The sequence below is a fragment of the Tenacibaculum crassostreae genome (assembly GCF_964512405.1).
In the GTDB taxonomy this organism is placed as follows: Bacteria; Bacteroidota; Bacteroidia; order Flavobacteriales; family Flavobacteriaceae; genus Polaribacter; species Polaribacter crassostreae.
In genome coordinates, this window is record NZ_CAZELE010000003.1 from 154,096 (window position 1) to 168,765 (window position 14,670).

13 protein-coding genes are annotated in these 14,670 nt (G+C 32.1%); 7 read left to right on the plus strand and 6 right to left on the minus strand.

Annotated elements, in window-relative coordinates:
* Nucleotides 1–92 precede the first annotated feature (92 nt).
* The 6 genes from gyrB to asnB all read right to left on the minus strand — a co-directional run bounded on the left by gyrB (nt 93) and on the right by asnB (nt 7,559).
* Nucleotides 93–2,030 (minus strand): DNA topoisomerase (ATP-hydrolyzing) subunit B, encoded by a 1,938-nt coding sequence (gene gyrB / locus ACKTST_RS02940; protein ID WP_408046306.1) that lies wholly within the window; start codon nt 2,028–2,030, stop codon nt 93–95.
* Between the two features lie 316 nt (nt 2,031–2,346).
* Complete coding sequence (locus ACKTST_RS02945; protein ID WP_408046307.1) at nt 2,347–3,447, minus strand: helix-turn-helix domain-containing protein; 1,101 nt, start codon at nt 3,445–3,447, stop codon at nt 2,347–2,349.
* Nucleotides 3,448–3,610: 163 nt separating this feature from the next.
* Nucleotides 3,611–4,141, minus strand: a complete 531-nt coding sequence (locus tag ACKTST_RS02950) for a hypothetical protein (protein WP_408046308.1) — start codon at nt 4,139–4,141, stop codon at nt 3,611–3,613.
* A 181-nt stretch (nt 4,142–4,322) separates the two neighbouring features.
* Nucleotides 4,323–5,117, minus strand: a complete 795-nt coding sequence (locus tag ACKTST_RS02955; protein ID WP_408046309.1) for a CPBP family intramembrane glutamic endopeptidase — start codon at nt 5,115–5,117, stop codon at nt 4,323–4,325.
* A 42-nt stretch (nt 5,118–5,159) separates the two neighbouring features.
* Entirely contained in the window at nt 5,160–5,720 is a 561-nt protein-coding gene (locus ACKTST_RS02960; RefSeq protein WP_408046310.1) for a DUF4870 domain-containing protein, read from the minus strand.
* A gap of 177 nt (nt 5,721–5,897) precedes the next feature.
* A complete protein-coding gene (asnB, locus tag ACKTST_RS02965) occupies nt 5,898–7,559 on the minus strand; it encodes an asparagine synthase B (protein ID WP_408046311.1) in 1,662 nt (553 codons plus the stop codon).
* Nucleotides 7,560–7,940: 381 nt separating this feature from the next.
* Here asnB and ACKTST_RS02970 point away from each other — a divergent pair, with 381 nt between their 5' ends.
* From ACKTST_RS02970 to trpA, 7 genes are all read left to right on the plus strand, one after another.
* Nucleotides 7,941–9,332, plus strand: coding sequence for an anthranilate synthase component I family protein (locus ACKTST_RS02970; protein ID WP_408046312.1), 1,392 nt, complete (start codon nt 7,941–7,943; stop codon nt 9,330–9,332).
* A 1-nt stretch (nt 9,333) separates the two neighbouring features.
* On the plus strand, nt 9,334–9,912 hold the full coding sequence (locus ACKTST_RS02975; protein ID WP_408046313.1) for an anthranilate synthase component II: 579 nt from the start codon (nt 9,334–9,336) through the stop codon (nt 9,910–9,912).
* Nucleotides 9,913–9,993: 81 nt separating this feature from the next.
* The gene (trpD, locus tag ACKTST_RS02980; protein WP_408046314.1) at nt 9,994–10,980 is read left to right on the plus strand and encodes an anthranilate phosphoribosyltransferase; all 987 of its coding nucleotides are present in this window, start codon (nt 9,994–9,996) and stop codon (nt 10,978–10,980) included.
* A gap of 43 nt (nt 10,981–11,023) precedes the next feature.
* Nucleotides 11,024–11,812, plus strand: a complete 789-nt coding sequence (gene trpC, locus ACKTST_RS02985) for an indole-3-glycerol phosphate synthase TrpC (RefSeq protein ID WP_408046315.1) — start codon at nt 11,024–11,026, stop codon at nt 11,810–11,812.
* Nucleotides 11,813–11,914: 102 nt separating this feature from the next.
* A complete protein-coding gene (locus ACKTST_RS02990) occupies nt 11,915–12,577 on the plus strand; it encodes a phosphoribosylanthranilate isomerase (RefSeq protein ID WP_408046316.1) in 663 nt (220 codons plus the stop codon).
* A gap of 41 nt (nt 12,578–12,618) precedes the next feature.
* Nucleotides 12,619–13,800 carry a tryptophan synthase subunit beta gene (gene trpB / locus ACKTST_RS02995; RefSeq protein ID WP_408046317.1) on the plus strand — a complete coding sequence of 394 codons (1,182 nt, stop codon included), beginning with the start codon at nt 12,619–12,621 and terminating at the stop codon, nt 13,798–13,800.
* A gap of 80 nt (nt 13,801–13,880) precedes the next feature.
* Nucleotides 13,881–14,651 (plus strand): tryptophan synthase subunit alpha, encoded by a 771-nt coding sequence (gene trpA / locus ACKTST_RS03000; RefSeq protein WP_408046318.1) that lies wholly within the window; start codon nt 13,881–13,883, stop codon nt 14,649–14,651.
* Nucleotides 14,652–14,670 lie beyond the last annotated feature (19 nt).

Here is a 14,670-nt window from a genome sequence, read left to right on the forward strand (position 1 = left end):
ATAACAAATGTATAAAAAACTAAATAGTATCCTAGTTAAAATAAAAAAGCTTATCGAATTCGATAAGCTTTTAAAAGTTTAATATTGAGTGATTAAGCATCAATATTTGCATATTTAGCATTCTTTTCAATGAAATCTCTACGAGGTGGAACTTCATCTCCCATTAACATAGAGAAGATTCTATCTGCTTCAGTTAAATTGTCAATGGTAACTTGGCGTAATGTTCTGAATTCTGGGTTCATTGTAGTATCCCATAATTGTTCAGCATTCATCTCTCCAAGACCCTTATAACGTTGGATAGAAACTCCACCACCCATTTTTTGAGCAATTAAATCACGTTGGTTATCGTCCCATGCATACTCACGTTTTTGTCCTTTTTTAACTAAATATAAAGGCGGAGTAGCAATGTAAATATATCCTTGTTCAACCATTTCACGCATGTAACGGAAGAAGAATGTTAAAATTAATGTAGCAATATGCGAACCATCAACGTCGGCATCACACATAATAACTACTTTATGATAACGTAGTTTAGTTAAGTTTAATTCACGTGGATCTTCTTCGGTACCGATGGTAACTCCTAATGCGGTAAACATGTTTTTGATTTCCTCATTTTCAAAAACTTTATGTTGCATTGCTTTTTCAACGTTTAAGATTTTACCTCTTAAAGGAAGAATTGCTTGGAAGTTACGATCACGACCTTGCTTTGCAGTACCTCCTGCCGAGTCTCCCTCAACTAAGAAGATTTCACATTGAGCAGGATCAGTTTCAGAACAGTCTGATAATTTACCAGGTAAACCTCCAATACTCATCACGGTTTTACGTTGAACCATTTCACGAGCTTTACGAGCTGCGTGACGTGCTTGTGCTGCTAAAATTACTTTTTGAACAATAGTTTTAGCATCGTTAGGGTTTTCTTCTAAATAATCGGTAAGCATTTCAGATACTGCTTGACTAACAGCAGCTGTAACTTCTCTGTTACCTAACTTAGTTTTTGTTTGTCCTTCGAACTGAGGTTCTGCAACTTTTACAGATATAATAGCGGTTAATCCTTCACGGAAATCATCACCAGAAATTTCAAACTTTACATTTTTTAACAATCCAGATTCATCAGCGTACTTTTTTAAAGTAGCTGTTAATCCACGTCTAAAACCAGATAAGTGAGTTCCTCCTTCGTGCGTATTAATATTGTTTACATACGAATGTAAGTTTTCAGCATACGAAGTGTTGTATACCATCGCTACTTCTACAGGAATTCCGTTTTTTTCTCCTTCCATAGAAATAACACCCGCTGTTAATTGCTCACGTGTACTATCTAAATACTTAACAAATTCTGATAAACCTTCGGTACTGTGAAAAGTGTCAGCAATAAAGTTACCTTCATCATCAGTATTACGTTTATCGGTTAAAGTGATAGTGATACCTTTATTTAAGTATGCTAATTCACGCATACGTGTAGCTAAGGTGTCGTAGTTGTATTCTGTTGTTTGTTGGAAGATAGATCTATCTGGTAAAAAAGTTACTTCTGTACCGTTTTTATCTGAATCTCCTACTGTTTTAACAGGATATAATGTTTTACCACGTTCGTACTCTTGTTGCCAAATTTTTCCTTCTCTATGTACAGTAGCTTTTAAATGGTCTGAAAGTGCATTTACACACGAAACTCCAACACCGTGTAAACCTCCTGATACTTTATAAGAATCTTTATCAAATTTACCACCCGCACCAATTTTGGTCATTACAACTTCAAGAGCAGAAACTCCTTCTTTTTTGTGTAAACCTACAGGAATACCACGACCGTTGTCGCGAACAGTAATAGAGTTATCTTCGTTAATATCAACCGAAATTGTATCACAATGACCTGCTAAAGCTTCATCAATAGAGTTATCTACAACCTCATACACTAAGTGGTGTAAACCACGTACGCCAACATCACCAATATACATTGAAGGACGCATACGCACGTGCTCCATTCCTTCAAGCGCCTGAATACTATCGGCAGAATAATTATGTTTTTTTTCTTCGCTCATTATCAAGTGAATTAAATTAAAGTCATTTCATGGGAAAATCGCCCGAAAGCGACTTTTGTAGTCTTACAAATTTACGATTTTTAAACCTCAAAATAAAGTTTTTAAGCGTTTTCGAATTAAAATTATCAACATTTGTTAAAAAGATAAAAGTGTCTTAAAACGCTTTAAAATAATGCTTAGTAAGAAAGTTGGTGTTTTGCAAATGTCTTTGTGAAAAGAAAAATTAGATAACCTCTTAAAAGCTGTTTTTTAAGGTGTAATTTTGATGAGTTTTGGAGTTAAATCTATCGAATAATTCCTAATTATTTATAATATGTTAAGATAAATTAAAATTGTTTTGTTGCTTTAAAAAAGCGGAAGGAGTAATTCCGAATTTCTTTTTAAAGCAGTTGGAAAAATATGAAAGACTGTTAAAACCAACATCAATAGAAATTTGACTGATGTCGGATTTTTTTGAAGCAATTGAACTAATTGATTTTAAAAGTCGATATTCTTTTAAAATTTGATTGATAGAACTTCCTGTAACTGCTTTACAGTTTCTATATAAAGAGGTTTTACACATCATCATAAGTGAAGCGATATCTGGAATACTAAAATCTGGATTTTGATAATTTTCAGAAATAACATCTAATAAAGAAAACAAAAAGTTCTCATTTTCAGGTTTTAAAACACAGTAAGAGATGTTCTCTTTTTCAGTAAAATGATTTTGAAATGAATGGTTTTTTGACAATTGAGATGAAAGAATAAACTGTTTTTCCGTTTTTACAAAATATAACAAATCAATAATTTTTGAAATGTTTGAAGTAGAGGTTTTTATGTTTAATTCTGAAGAATAAGGATATAAAATAAATTTAGTAGAAATATAATTCACTCTCTTTTGTAGTTTTTTTTGAATAGCTAGCGAACAATCGAAAGCTTTTTTAAAAGTAGGGAACGAAGCTATGTAATCTTTGTTGTTGGTGTTTATTTGATTGCCGTTATAAGAATGAATTAAGTTTTTGATAACTGTTTTTTTGTATAATAAAGCGTTACGGGTTTTGTTTTTTTTTAGATTGTTTAATAGAACATACTTGTTAATTGTTTTGGCGATAAAAAGTGTGGTGTGTTCTTGTGTTTTGAATACAAATTGTGATTGAATCATTTTTAATTGTTGTTCACTTTTTAAAAAAGCATAAACTAAGTGGTTATTTACAGGAACTATTTTATGAGGATGAAGATTTGTAGATTTATAATATAACTTTTTGATAGTTTTTTTTCGAGATGCTTTTATTAGATAAAAAACACTATTCTTTTTCGTGTCAACCCAACAATTAATACATCTCTTTAAAAGTGATAGTTGAAGTTTGGAGTAAAAGGCAATCGCTAAATCAATAGCTGGTTTAGTATTGGTTATATGTTGAACAAGATAAACAGCCATGTGTAAAGGTAACAAATGCAAGTTTTTGTTTTTGTTAACTTGTTGTTAAACAGGTAAAATCCATGCTCATTTGGGAGAATACCTAAAAAGTGCTTTTTGAAGATGAAAACACTTTTTAGGTATTATATAAAAAGAGTTGATTGATTTTTTAATTAAAGAGATTTTATTGAATGTTTCCTTTATAATCAATTTTTATGTTTTTCTTATCATTATTTTTTCTCAATTGCACTCTAAAAACCTTTTTAGAATCCCTGTCACTTCTGTAGTTAACTAAATAAATATCTTTATGGATTTTCCATCCTGGATATTTTTCGTTAATAATATCTCTTAAACTTCTGGGAAGCAATACGTTTTTATACCTCTCAACAGATTTTAATATTTTGCCATCAGTGTCATAAGTAGCGGTTATTGATCCTGAGCTTCCACCTTCGGTTTTTGCTTTAAAAACTACTTCATAAGCTTCGAACTCTCTATCAAAAAGAGGGTCTTCTGTAATATCGTATCTAGCAGCTTCATTTTCTAAAGCTATAGCAACTTCTGGGGTTTCTTTTGATTGTACTTCTTTTAAATAACTTAAGTTTAAAGTTTTAATGGTTACAGGTTCAAGAATAACGTTTTTAGATAAACCATTGTTTTGAGAATGTAGTAGGCTGGTTAGACCTATAAATAAAAAACCAAAAATTAATTTTTTCATGGTACTAAGTTTTGTGGTTAATAAAAAAGAGGAGATTAGCTTTAATACCCAAAATTAAGATCAAAAAAGAGGTAGGAGTTGGAAAAACATTCCAAATTGTATTAAAAATAATTCAGATGTTTCAACTTTAATATTTGATTAACATAAGAAAAAGTTAAAAACTTTAAATGATAACATTTATTTAAGTTTTTTGTTTGTTTCCCTTATGTATTTGCTCAGTTAAAACTATCCCAGTAGCAAGAATACAAAGCTGAATAATTAAACCTATAAATTCTGTTTTGTTTTGTAGTTTTTGAGTGATGTTGTCATCGTAGTAAAAATTCCAGATAGAAAAAACATCTTCTTTCATTCCAAGTAAAGCTTGCGCTATGTTAGCGCCTGCATGAATTCCTGTTGGAAAAGCAATTCCTCCTGATTTTATAGCAGCCCATCCATAAATTAAAGCCCAAAACCCCGGTCCTAAAAGTTGAGTTCCAAAAGTGCTTCCTGTAGGATCGTGATAAAAAGCAAAAAGCAAAGCAAAGATGAGTTGAGCGCTTCGAATTCCAACAGTGTTTTTTAGTTTGATAAAAGCGGTTCCTCTAAAAATAACTTCTTCCATATATGCTAAAGGAAAAAAGATAAGACACCACATTAAAGCTTCTGAGTAATTTTTTTGAGTATTCAATTCAACTTTTAATTCACTAAAAGTTAGTAAGACTCCTAATAGGATTAAAGTAATGCTAACTCCAACAACTAAACCTGCACTTGTTTTTTTTAAAGTTGATTTGTTTGGAATAAGGTTTTGCTTAGTTGAATTGTAAAAAACATAATTTACCAGAATAGCTAAAATGACTCCGATAATAGCTAACGTTAATTTACTATGTTCAGTGTTAAGTTTAATAAAACCAATTATAGGGTTTAAGGTGTAGAGCCCTAAAATAAATACTAATGGTACGGCAATAGAAGTTACTGCCGTTATGAATTTTTTGTTCATTCGGATAGAGTTTTAAAATTAATATATAGTAATATACTTACGTTAGTTTTTTAGAAATTTTATTGAAAGAGGATAGTTGTATGTTTCAGAGTTAAGAACTGTTTTAATGTTGTATAAGGTTGTTATAATTCCAAAAAGAAAAACAAGAACCGTTAAAAAAAAATTATAACCAGGAAAGGGAAAAAATAGGAGTAAAGAAATTAGAAAATATAGTGTTAATGAGCATTGAAAGTTGATAATTGCTTTTCCGTGTAAGTTGTAAGTTGGATTGTCTTTTTCTTTATGAATCCATAAAAACAAAGGAAATAAAATGTTAGCAAAAGGAATTATTAATCCTAGAAGAGAGCTGCTATGTAGTAATAAAAGCCACTTTTTTTGAATAAGTTCATGATTTGGGTTTTCAACAACTTTTAGGTCATCAATATTAATCTCTAAACTTTCAGCAAGTAATTTTAAGGTTTGTAGATGTGGTTGTACTTCATCTTTTTCTATACGTTGAATTGTTCTGACTCCAACATTAGAATAAGAAGCTAGTTCGTCTTGAGAATACCCTTTTAAAGTTCTGTAATATTTTAACCTTTTTCCTAAAGTTTTATTTTCCATTTTGTAGAATTTTATGATGCAAATCTATGAGAAAAAGCTGGTTTTTAGCACGTCATTTAAATGTCATGTATATGACATTTATAGTAAAATCAGTATGTCTAAGGTGTAAAAAGGAAAAAATCCCGCTTTAAGCAGGATTCCAACATAACTAAAATTTAAAAATAACTAAGAAATTTCCTAGTAAGCGTCTTCGTGCACCATTTTAATGGCTCTACCACTAGGTTCGTTTTGGTTTTGGAAGCTAGCATCCCAAGCCAATGCTGTAGGTGTGCTACAAGCAATTGACGGAACCGATGGTACGGTTAAAGCAGCTGTTTCACTTGGAAAATGCTCTTCAAAAATTGCACGATAATAATATTCTTCTTTGGCTCTTGGAGTTTGTGTTGGGAATCTATGAGTAGCATTTGCCATCATTTCATCAGTAACTGCTGTTTCAACAACTTCCTTTAAAGTGTCTATCCAGTTATACCCAACTCCATCAGAGAATTGCTCTTTTTGTCTCCAAGCTACTTCTTTAGGTAAATAACTTTCAAAAGCTTTTCGTAATACCCATTTTTCCATGCGCTCACCGTTAATCATTTTATCTTGCGGGTTAATTCGCATAGCTACATCCATAAATTCTTTGTCTAAGAAAGGAACTCTTCCTTCAATACCCCAAGCCATTAAACTTTTGTTAGCTCTTAAGCAATCGTATTGGTATAATTTATCAAGTTTACGAACAGTTTCCTTATGGAATTCCTCTGCATTTGGAGCTTTATGGAAGTATAAATATCCACCAAAAATTTCATCTGCTCCTTCACCAGAAAGCACCATTTTTATTCCCATTGATTTAATAACACGTGCCATTAAATACATTGGGGTTGAGGCTCTAACTGTAGTTATGTCATATGTTTCAAGGTTATAAATTACATCACGAATAGCATCTAAACCTTCTTGAATAGTGAAGGTAATTTCGTGGTGAATAGTGCCTATATAATTTGATACTTTTTTGGCAGCAGCTAAGTCAGGAGATCCTTCTAAACCAATAGAAAAAGAATGTAACTGTGGATACCAAGCTTCGTCTTTATCGTCTGATTCTACTCGTTTAGAAGCATATTTTTTTGCAATAGCAGAGGTGATAGAAGAATCTAAACCGCCAGATAGTAAAACTCCGTAAGGCACATCACTCATTAACTGACGGTGTACCGCAGCTTCTAAAGCATCTCTAATTTCATCAATTGAAGTTTGGTTTTCTTTAACAGCTTCATACTCCATCCAATCTCTTTGATACCATTTTTGTAAACCATCCTCTCTTGTGTAATAGTGCCCTGGAGGAAATACTTCAATTTTGTTGCAATATCCTTCTAAAGCTTTTAGTTCAGAAGCAACGTAGAAAGTTCCGTGTTTATCCCATCCCATATACAAAGGAATAATTCCCATATGGTCGCGCGCTATTAAATACTCATCGGTTAATGAATCGTAAACGGCAAACCCGAAAATTCCGTTTAAATCGTCTAGGAACTCAACTCCTTTTTCTTTGTATAAAGCTAAAATTACTTCACAGTCAGATTTTGTTAAGAACTCATGTTTTTCGGTTAATTGGTTTCTAATTTCTTTGTGATTGTATATTTCTCCATTGGCAGCTAAAACAAAACGACGATCATGGCTAAATAACGGTTGTTGTCCTGAAGCAGGATCAACGATTGCCAGTCGCTCGTGAGCCATAATAGTTTTTTTGTCGCTATAAATTCCACTCCAATCTGGTCCTCTATGACGAATTTTTTTTGCCATTTCTAATAGTTGAGGTCTTAATTCTTCTGAAGATTGTTTTAAATCAAACGCACATACAATTCCACACATAACGATATCTTTTTAAAAATTTTATTCTTTTAAGTTTATTTCTGTTACAAATAACTTATTTATGTCTCTTAATTGTAATTAAAAGTTAAAATATAGTTTCATTTTTAAATATTTATTTTATTTTTTGTATTTAAATGAAATATATTTAGGTGTCTTTACTCCAAATAACTTACTATTTTGTAGTTGAATTAAATAATTTGAAAGAAAAGTTTGCAAAATCAAAATGACTTTATACATTTGTATCATAATGATGAAACAATTATTAAATAACTGGTGGTGGAAATCTCGTAACTTACGTTAGTGAGACCATCTTGTTATATCTATAATACAACGAAAAGGCTTATCTCATGATAAGCCTTTTTTGTTACAACAAATTTAAGAATGGATACAATAAAGTTTACAACAATTTCTAAACAACAACTGGCTGATACCATTACTCCTGTGAGTTTGTATTTGCGTACTCGTGATAAATATGCGAATAGTTTGTTGTTAGAGAGTTCAGATTATCATAGCAAAGAAAACAGCTATTCTTTTTTATGTATTGAACCCTTAGTAACTATAAAAGCGGAAGAAAACGAAATTTCATTCTCTTATAAGAAGGAATTATTAGATAGAAAGAATATTGAAAAAGATTTTTATCAGCGTTTTGATCAGTATAGCAATGTAATTGAAGTTGATTGTTCCGACGAAATTAAATCCTTTAATGGGTTGTATGGATATACTACTTTTGATGCGGTTCAGTATTTTGAAACGATTGAGTTTAATTCTCAAAAAGCACCTTCGGCAATCCCGATGTTGCAATACAGTTTTTTCAGATTTATTGTAGCGATTAATCATTTTAAAAATGAATTGATTTTAATTGAAAATATTCCGACAGGAGAAACTTCAAGATTGTCTGAAATTGAAAATTTAGTGAACTCACAGTCTTTTGCGAAGTATGATTTTACTTTTACAGGAGAAGAAACATCTAATGTAACTGATGAAGAGTTTAAGAAAAATGTTGCCAAAGCAAAAGAACATTGCAAGAGAGGAGATGTGTTTCAGTTAGTGTTATCACGTCAGTTTCAACAACAATTTAAAGGAGATGAATTTAATGTATATAGAGCTCTGCGTTCCATTAATCCATCCCCTTATTTATTCTATTTTGATTACGGAAGTTTTAAATTAATGGGATCTTCACCAGAAGCACAAATTAAAATTGAAGACAAACAAGCGATAATCAATCCAATCGCAGGAACTTTTAGAAGAACAGGTGATGATGAGAGAGATAGAGAATTAGCAAAGGAACTAGCAAACGATCCAAAAGAAAACGCAGAGCATGTAATGTTGGTTGATTTAGCGCGTAATGATTTAAGCAAACACGCTACCAGTGTAACGGTTGAAACCTATAAAGAAGTACAATTTTTTAGTCATGTAATACATTTAGTATCTACAGTAACAGGAACCATTACAGGAAATCCGATAGAAATTGTTGGAGATACTTTTCCTGCAGGAACGTTAAGCGGAGCTCCAAAATATAAGGCGATGGAATTAATAGACAAATACGAAAATCAAACTCGTGGATTTTATGGTGGTTGTGTTGGTTTTATAGGATTAAACGGAAATGTTAATCAAGCCATTGCCATTCGTTCGTTTGTAAGTAAAAACAATACGCTGTATTACCAAGCGGGAGCTGGAATTGTAATCAATTCTAAAGAAGAAAACGAGTTACAAGAAGTAAATAATAAATTGGCAGCATTAAAGAAAGCTTTGGTGTTGGCAGAAAATATTTAAGATGAAGATTTTAATATTAGATAACTACGATTCATTCACCTATAACTTGGTGCATTATGTAGAAGATATAACCGGAACGTTGCCAGATGTGTATCGTAACGATGAAATTTCAATTGAAGAAATTCAAAATTACGACGCTATTATTTTATCTCCAGGACCGGGAATACCAGATGAAGCAGGAATTTTAAAAGAAACCATAAAAACCTATGCGGGTAAAATTCCAATTTTTGGTGTCTGTTTAGGATTGCAAGCCATTACTGAAGTTTTTGGAGGTGAGTTAGAAAACTTAAACGATGTATTTCATGGAGTAGCTACCCAAATGAAGGTAACAAAAAATGATACGATTACATTTAAAGATATTCCAGAAACTTTTGAAGCTGCTCGTTACCATTCTTGGATTGCTTCTCATACTAATTTTCCATCAGAACTAGAAATTACCGCAATTGATGATGCGGGAAGTATTATGGCGTTGCGTCATAAAACACATCATTTAGAAGCAGTTCAGTTTCATCCTGAAAGTATTTTAACACCAGAAGGTAAAAAGATGATTCAAAATTTTATTGAAAGTATAAAAAAATAACGTCATTCCGAACAAAGTGAAGGAACCTTAATAATTAGGATTACCACGTCACGTTGTTCCTCGTAATAACTAATTTGAGCAATGAAACATATTTTAAACACATTATTTGAGCAAAAAAGATTGACTAAAGAACAATCGAAAGAAGTATTAATCAATATTGCTCAAGAGAAATATAACGCATCGCAAATAGCTGCTTTTATTACAGTTTTTTTAATGCGCCCGGTATCAGTAGATGAATTATCAGGTTTTAGAGAAGCTTTGTTAGAGTTGGCTGTAAAAATAGATTTGTCTGATTTTAATACGATTGATTTATGCGGAACAGGAGGTGATGGTAAAAACACTTTTAATATATCAACCCTAACATCTTTTGTGGTAGCAGGAACAGGACATAAAGTAGCAAAACATGGTAACTACGGAGTTTCTTCAGCTTCCGGATCATCCAATATGTTAGAGTTTTTAGGATATAACTTTACGAATGATGAAGCTACGTTAAAAAGACAGTTAGATAATGCGAATATTTGCTTTTTACACGCGCCGTTATTTCATCCAGCTATGAAAGTAGTAGCCCCGATTCGCAGAGAATTAGGAGTAAAAACGTTTTTTAACATGTTAGGGCCATTAGTAAATCCGAGTTCACCACAAAATCAGTTGGTCGGGGTGTTTAATTTAGAGGTTGCAAGAGTATATAATTATATGTTGCAGCAATCAACTATAAATTACGGAGTGGTACATGCGTTGGATGGTTATGATGAAATTTCTTTGACGGGTGACTTTAAATTGTTTACCAAAGAAACAGAACAACAACTATCACCGTCTGATTTAGGTCAAAAACAAGTACATCAATCTGATATTTTTGGAGGAGATACCGTAAAAGAAGCAGCAAAAATATTTATTGACATTATCAATGGAAAAGGAACAGAAGCTCAAAACAATGTAGTGTTAACCAATGCTGCATTTGCTTTGAAAACCTTTGATAGCAATAAAACTTTTGAAATTGCTTTTGAAGAAGCAAAAGATTCTTTGTTAGGATTAAGAGCAAAACAATCGTTAGAAAAATTAGTGAATTAAACGTCATTCTGAACTTGTTTCAGAATCACATCAAAAAGAATTTATGACCATACTAGATAAAATAGTAGCCTTTAAAAAACAGGAAATAGCAAAGATAAAATCTGAAATTCCTGTAAAGAAATTAATTGAGAGTCCGTATTTTAAAAAGGAAGCGATTTCGTTAAAAAAATCGTTGTTAGATCCGTATTCAACAGGAATTATTGCTGAATTTAAAAGACAATCACCTTCTAAAGGAATTATTAATGATAAAGCAATGGTAAGCGAGGTAACTAATGGGTATTTAGATGCCAATGTAGCTGCACAATCTATTTTAACCGATACTTCCTTTTTCGGGGGAACAATGGCAGATTTAATGGAAGCCAGAACAATCAATACCACCAAACCAATTCTTAGAAAAGATTTTATTGTTGATGGTTTTCAAATTGTAGAAGCCAAAGCAATTGGTGCCGATGTGGTATTGTTAATAGCCACTTGTTTGGATGCTACGCAACTAAAAAACTACGGACAATTAGCAGCCGATTTAGGGTTGGAAGTGTTATATGAAGTGCACTCTCAAGAAGATTTAGATAAAATAGGAGACTTAGATAATAAGATTATCGGAATTAATAATAGAAACCTAAAAACATTTGAAGTGGATTTAGAACATTCAATGAATTTAGCGAATCAAATTCCTGATTCAGCATTAAAAATTTCAGAAAGTGGAATTTCCGACCCAAGAATTATTACAGGATTAAAAGAATATGGATTTCTAGGGTTTTTAATAGGAGAAAACTTCATGAAAACCGATAATCCAGGGGAAGCATGTAAAGAATTTATAGCACAAATTAGATAAACTACCGTCATTCCGAACTAAGTGAAGGAATCTTCATAAAAGATTGCTTCGCTTTACTCACAATGACAGAAAAAAAATAAGATGAAGCTAAAAGTTTGTGGAATGAAACACATAGAAAATATTCAGCAAGTTGCTGAGTTACAACCTGATTATTTAGGGTTTATTTTCTATGAAAAATCGCCAAGAAATTTTGAAGGAATTATTCCAGAATTGCCTCAAGGAGTAAAAAAAGTAGGAGTTTTTGTAAATGAATATGTAGAAATTGTAGTTTCCTTAATCCAAGAATATCAGTTAGATGTGGTTCAATTACATGGAGAGGAAAGCGTAGAATATATTAAGAAGTTAAAAGAAGTATTTCAAACAGCAGAAGAAGAGCAGATATCACAATTAAAAAAGAAACGAAATCCAAAAACGATAGAGGTAATTAAAGTCTTCGGAATCAAAGAGGAGTTTGATTTTTCAGTATTAAAACCATTTGAAGAAGTAGTTGATTATTTTTTATTCGACACTAAAGGAAAAGAACGAGGAGGAAATGGAGTTACTTTCAACTGGAAAGTTTTAGAGAATTACGACTCAAAAACTCCATTCTTTTTAAGTGGAGGTATCGGTTTAGAGGAAGTTTCAGAAGTACAAAAACTAATGAAATTAAGTTTGCCTATACATGCTTTGGATGTGAATAGTAAGTTTGAAACACAACCAGGTGTAAAATCAATAAAAGATATTAAGAAATTTAAACATGCCGTCATCACGAACGAAGTGAAGTAATCTTTTAAATAAGATTCGCAATGACGAAATATAATTAAGTAATGAAATCGAAATTTCAACCAGATAAAAATGGATACTACGGACAGTTTGGAGGCGCATTTATTCCAGAATTGTTATATCCAAACGTTAAGGAACTAGAAGATAATTATATTAAAATTATCGAGTCAGAAACTTTTCAGAAAGAATATAAAGACTTGCTAAAACATTATGTAGGTCGCCCAAGTCCGTTGTATTTAGCAAAAAGATTATCTGAAAAATATGGAGCTACTATTTATTTAAAACGAGAAGATTTAAATCATACAGGAGCACATAAAGTAAACAATACAATTGGTCAAATTTTAATTGCAAAGCAATTAGGAAAGACTAAAATTATTGCTGAAACAGGAGCAGGACAACATGGAGTGGCTACTGCAACCGTTTGTGCGTTGATGGGGTTAGAATGTGTTGTTTTTATGGGAGAAACGGATATCAAACGTCAGGCGCCTAATGTAGCTCGAATGAAAATGTTAGGAGCAAAAGTTGTAGCGGCAACTAGCGGAAGTAAAACCTTAAAAGATGCTACTAATGAAGCGATTCGCTATTGGATTCAACATCCAGACACGTATTATTTAATTGGTTCGGTGGTGGGTCCGCATCCATACCCAGATATGGTGGCGCGTTTGCAAGCCATTATTTCAGAAGAAATGAAATGGCAGTTAAAAGAACAAACAGGAAAAGAAAATCCAGATACGGTGATTGCCTGTGTGGGAGGAGGATCAAATGCAGCAGGTGCTTTTTATCATTATTTAGAGGATGAAAAGGTGGAATTAATTGCTGTTGAAGCAGCTGGTTTAGGAGTGCATTCAGGAGAAAGTGCAGCGACTTCTCAATTAGGAGAAGTAGGTGTGATTCATGGAAGTAAAACTATTTTAATGCAAGATGAATACGGACAAATAGTAGAACCGTATTCCATTTCAGCAGGATTGGATTATCCTGGAGTTGGGCCTTTACACGCTTTTTTGTTTGATGAAAAAAGAGCAACATTTATGAATGCTACAGATGATGAAGCTTTGGAAGCAGCCTATGAATTAACAAAAATAGAAGGAATTATTCCTGCTTTGGAAAGTGCACATGCCTTGGCAGTTTTACCAAAGATGAGTTTGAAAAAAGATCAAACTATTATCATCAACTTATCAGGTAGAGGAGATAAAGATTTAGAAACGTATATCAAACATTTAAAATAAACGTCATTCCGAATGAAATGAAGGAATCTGAAAAATAAGGTTGTCACGTCTTTTCATTCCTCGCAATGACTAAAAAATATATGAATTCAGTTCAACAAATATTTCAGAAAAAAGATAAAGATTTATTGTCTATTTTCTTTACAGCAGGTTTTCCAAAACTAGAAGATACAACGAAAATCATTTCAGAATTAAGTAAAAATGAGGTTGATTTTATTGAAGTTGGTTTGCCGTATTCCGATCCTTTAGCTGATGGAACTACGATACAACAAAGTAGTTCTGTTGCACTTAAAAACGGAATGAATTTAGATGTTGTTTTTGAGCAATTACTATCGATAAAAGAAGCTAATAAAACTCCGTTGGTTTTAATGGGATATTTGAATCAAATTATAAAATATGGTGAAGCTGCTTTTTGCCAAAAAGTAAAAGACTGCGGAATTGACACTGTGATAATTCCAGATTTACCCATGATTGAGTTTGAAAATCATTACCAACAGTTATTCAAAAACTTCGGAATTACCAATGTGTTTTTAATCACTCCGCATACTTCAGAAGAACGTATTCGTAAAATTGACGGTCTAACCGAAGCATTTATTTATGTAGTAGCTTCGGCTTCGATAACTGGAGCGAAAGGAGAAATTTCTCAACAGCAAATTGATTATTTTAATAGAATCAAAAACATGAATTTACAAAGCAAGTTAATTGTTGGCTTTGGAATTTCAGATCATAAAACATTTGCAACTGCGTGTGAGTACATGAACGGAGCTATTATTGGTTCTGCTTTTATAAAAGAGTTGGATAAGAATGGAATTGATGGAATAGATGCTTTTGTGAAAAGCATAAAGAACTGTTAAGGTATTGCTAAATTTTATT

Excerpts from the sequence above, each read along its gene's own strand:
- gyrB (WP_408046306.1), bottom strand. The coding sequence starts at position 2,030 with ATGAGCGAAGAAAAAAAACATAATTATTCTGCCGATAGTATTCAGGCG.
- ACKTST_RS02945 (WP_408046307.1), bottom strand. The coding sequence starts at position 3,447 with ATGGCTGTTTATCTTGTTCAACATATAACCAATACTAAACCAGCTATT.
- ACKTST_RS02950 (WP_408046308.1), bottom strand. The coding sequence starts at position 4,141 with ATGAAAAAATTAATTTTTGGTTTTTTATTTATAGGTCTAACCAGCCTA.
- ACKTST_RS02955 (WP_408046309.1), bottom strand. The coding sequence starts at position 5,117 with ATGAACAAAAAATTCATAACGGCAGTAACTTCTATTGCCGTACCATTA.
- ACKTST_RS02960 (WP_408046310.1), bottom strand. The coding sequence starts at position 5,720 with ATGGAAAATAAAACTTTAGGAAAAAGGTTAAAATATTACAGAACTTTA.
- asnB (WP_408046311.1), bottom strand. The coding sequence starts at position 7,559 with ATGTGTGGAATTGTATGTGCGTTTGATTTAAAACAATCTTCAGAAGAA.
- ACKTST_RS02970 (WP_408046312.1), top strand. The coding sequence starts at position 7,941 with ATGGATACAATAAAGTTTACAACAATTTCTAAACAACAACTGGCTGAT.
- ACKTST_RS02975 (WP_408046313.1), top strand. The coding sequence starts at position 9,334 with ATGAAGATTTTAATATTAGATAACTACGATTCATTCACCTATAACTTG.
- trpD (WP_408046314.1), top strand. The coding sequence starts at position 9,994 with ATGAAACATATTTTAAACACATTATTTGAGCAAAAAAGATTGACTAAA.
- trpC (WP_408046315.1), top strand. The coding sequence starts at position 11,024 with ATGACCATACTAGATAAAATAGTAGCCTTTAAAAAACAGGAAATAGCA.
- ACKTST_RS02990 (WP_408046316.1), top strand. The coding sequence starts at position 11,915 with ATGAAACACATAGAAAATATTCAGCAAGTTGCTGAGTTACAACCTGAT.
- trpB (WP_408046317.1), top strand. The coding sequence starts at position 12,619 with ATGAAATCGAAATTTCAACCAGATAAAAATGGATACTACGGACAGTTT.
- trpA (WP_408046318.1), top strand. The coding sequence starts at position 13,881 with ATGAATTCAGTTCAACAAATATTTCAGAAAAAAGATAAAGATTTATTG.